At 75.6% G+C, this 2,630-nt stretch carries 3 protein-coding genes; all 3 read right to left on the reverse strand.

What is annotated here, in order from left to right:
- Positions 1-1,251 (reverse strand): glycosyltransferase (locus HMPREF3086_RS04020; protein WP_070720273.1); only part of this gene is annotated, 1,251 nt, incomplete at its 3' end.
- The gene (locus HMPREF3086_RS04025) at positions 1,248-2,219 is read right to left on the reverse strand and encodes a glycosyltransferase (protein WP_070720275.1); all 972 of its coding nucleotides are present in this window, start codon (positions 2,217-2,219) and stop codon (positions 1,248-1,250) included. The genes HMPREF3086_RS04025 and HMPREF3086_RS04020, both read right to left, overlap by 4 nt.
- Positions 2,207-2,630, reverse strand: a 424-nt coding sequence (locus HMPREF3086_RS04030; protein WP_141763984.1) for a glycosyltransferase family 9 protein, incomplete at its 5' end; no start/stop codon positions are given. The genes HMPREF3086_RS04025 and HMPREF3086_RS04030, both read right to left, overlap by 13 nt.

Raw genomic sequence — 2,630 nt, forward strand, 5'->3', positions numbered from 1 at the left:
CCAGCCGCTGGCGGGGGCCGCGTCCCCTGCCGTGCGGGGGGCGGCCGTCCGCGCGGCGTCCGCGTAGGCGGTGAGGGTCGCGTCCACGACGCCGTCCCAGGAGAAGAGCGCCTCGACCCGGCGGCGCGCGGCGATGCCCATGGCCTCCGCGCGGTCACGGTCGTCGAGCAGCTCGGTCACCGCGCGGGTGACGGCGGCCTGGTCGCCGGGTGGCACGAGTAGCCCGGTGACCCCGTCGTCGACGGAGTCGAGCAGCCCGCCCACGGCCGTGCCGACGAGGGGGCGGCCGCACGCCATGGCCTCGAGCGGGACCATGCCGAAGGGTTCGTACCACGGGGTCACCACCACGACGTCGGCGGAGGCGAGGAGGGCGGCGGCGTCCGGGCGGTCGAGGCGCCCGGTGAAGGTCACCCGGTCGTCGACCCCGAGTTCTCGCGCGAGCGCCTGCAGCCGCACGGCCTCGGGGTCGCGGTCGAGTGCCGCCCGGTCGGGCCCGCCGGCCACGACGAGGTCGGCGTCGGGGATGAAGGCGAGCGTGCGGATGGCGTGGTCGATGCCCTTACGGGGCACCATCCGGCCGAGGGAGACGATCCGGCGGTACCCGTCGCGGCGCGGCGGCAGGTGGTCCGCACGCGCGCGGTGGGCGTCGGGGCGGAACAGCTCGAGGTCGACCCCGCACGGGATGACGTGGATCCGATCAGGGTCGGCGCCGAGGTCGACGAGCTCGCGGCGTTCGTCGCGGCAGCTGGCGGTGACGGCGTCGGCTCCGGTGGCGAGCGCGACCTCGTCGGCGAGGCGGCCGGGCGGGCTGGTGTCCGCGCTGCCCTGGTGACGCCGCTTGACCACGCCGAGGGCGTGGAACGTCTGGAGGAAGGGCACGTCGACCGTCTGACGGGCGCGCTGCACGGCCAACCCCGACATCCAGAAGTGGGCGTGGGCGACGTCGGGAACCCCGTCGGCGAGCCAGTGCCGGGCGAGCGCACGTCCGAACTCGTCCATGTAGGGGGCGAGCTCGTCCTTGGGCAGCGGAGCCGGGGGGCCGGCGGTGACGTGGACCAGCTGCACGCGCTCGGCGAGCCGGATCGCCTCGGGCGCCGAGGCCGATTCTCTACGGGTATAGACGGTGACGTCGTGGCCGCGCGCGCCGAGGCCGGTCGCCAGCTCGGCGACGTAGACGTTCTGCCCGCCGGCGTCCTCTCCGCCGAGCGCGGCCAGGGGGCTCGCGTGTTCCGATACGAGTGCGATCCTCATGCCGTCACCTCCTGCAGGACGGTGTCCCAGTCCGCGAGGAAGCGGCCGAGTCCGTAGTGGCGCAGTGCGTGGTCCCGGGCGGCGGCGCCGGCCACCGCGGCGGCGTCGCGGTCGTGGAGCCAGTCCCGGGCGCGCGCGAGCAGTTCGTCGGGGTCGTTGCTGAGCAGGCCCGCCTCGGGCGGCACCGCGTGGGGCGCCTCGGTGGTGCTCAGCGCCAGGACCGGCATGCCGAGCGTCATGGCCTCGAGCAGGGCCAGGCCGAGGCTGGTCCACCGGTACGGGTGGAAGTAGGCGCGGTGGCGGCCGAGCGTGCGGTGCAGTTCGGCCTGGGGCGGGTTCTCGTGCAGCGTCGGCGCGAGGTGCGGCGCGAGCTCGGCGAGCTCGTCCATCCCCATGCCGTAGACGTGGAGGGGGACCTGACGTCCCAGGTCCACGACGAGGTCGGTGCCGGCGATGCGGCCACGGCGTACCGGTTCGTTGACGACGACGGCGAGGCTGGCGTCCTCCCCCGTCCACGACCGCCCCGGGTCGACGATGCCGTGCTCGACCACGCCGGTGCGCGCGGATCCGCAGTCCCACATCATGCGGTTGAAGCGGGTCACGTGGATGACGGGCACCCGGTCCTGGTCGGCCATCGGGTGCCGGGACCCGGCCGCGTGCTCGCGGGGGGTGTCGTGCTCGACGTAGACGGCCGGCACGTCGACGCCGGCCCGCAGTCCCGTCCACTCGCGCAGCAGGTCGACCTCGTGGGCGCGTTGGAGGATGACCACGTCGATCCCGCCGTCCGTGGCCTGCTCGCGCAGCTGCCCGGGATCGAGTTCGGACACCGAGGCGGGCCAGTCCCACGTCTGCGCGCGGCCGCGGCCGTCGGGGCCCCGGTCCGGCAGGACGGGCACGAGGTACTCGTGGTCCCCCTGGACGAAGGACGTGGTCCAGGAGCCGTGGACGTGCCAGATCAGGATGCGCATCGGGTCCTCCTCTCCGTGGCGAGTCCGGTGACGGCGGCGACCACCTCGTCCGGCGGGACGCCGGTCAGGCACGGGTGCCCGTCGACGGGGCACTCGCGGGCGCGGGTGTCGCGGCACGGCGCGTGTTGGTCGCCGAGGAGCCGCACGGGGACGCCCCAGGGCGCCCAGCGGTCGGCGGGGACCACCGGGGAGAACAGCGAGACGACGGGGGTGCCGACGGCGGCGGCCAGGTGGGCGGGGCCGGTGTTGCCGACGACGACGACGGCAGCGCGCTCGAGCACCGCGGCCAGTTGCGCGAGGTCGGTGCGACCGGCGAGGTCGAGGACGTCGCCGCCGGTGCCGCCGGGGCACGCGGCGAGGGTCCGTGCGACCAGGTCACGCTCGCCGGGGCCGCCGGTGACCGCGACGAGG

The organism is Dietzia sp. HMSC21D01 (assembly GCF_001815995.1).
In the GTDB taxonomy this organism is placed as follows: domain Bacteria; phylum Actinomycetota; class Actinomycetes; order Mycobacteriales; family Mycobacteriaceae; genus Dietzia; species Dietzia cinnamea.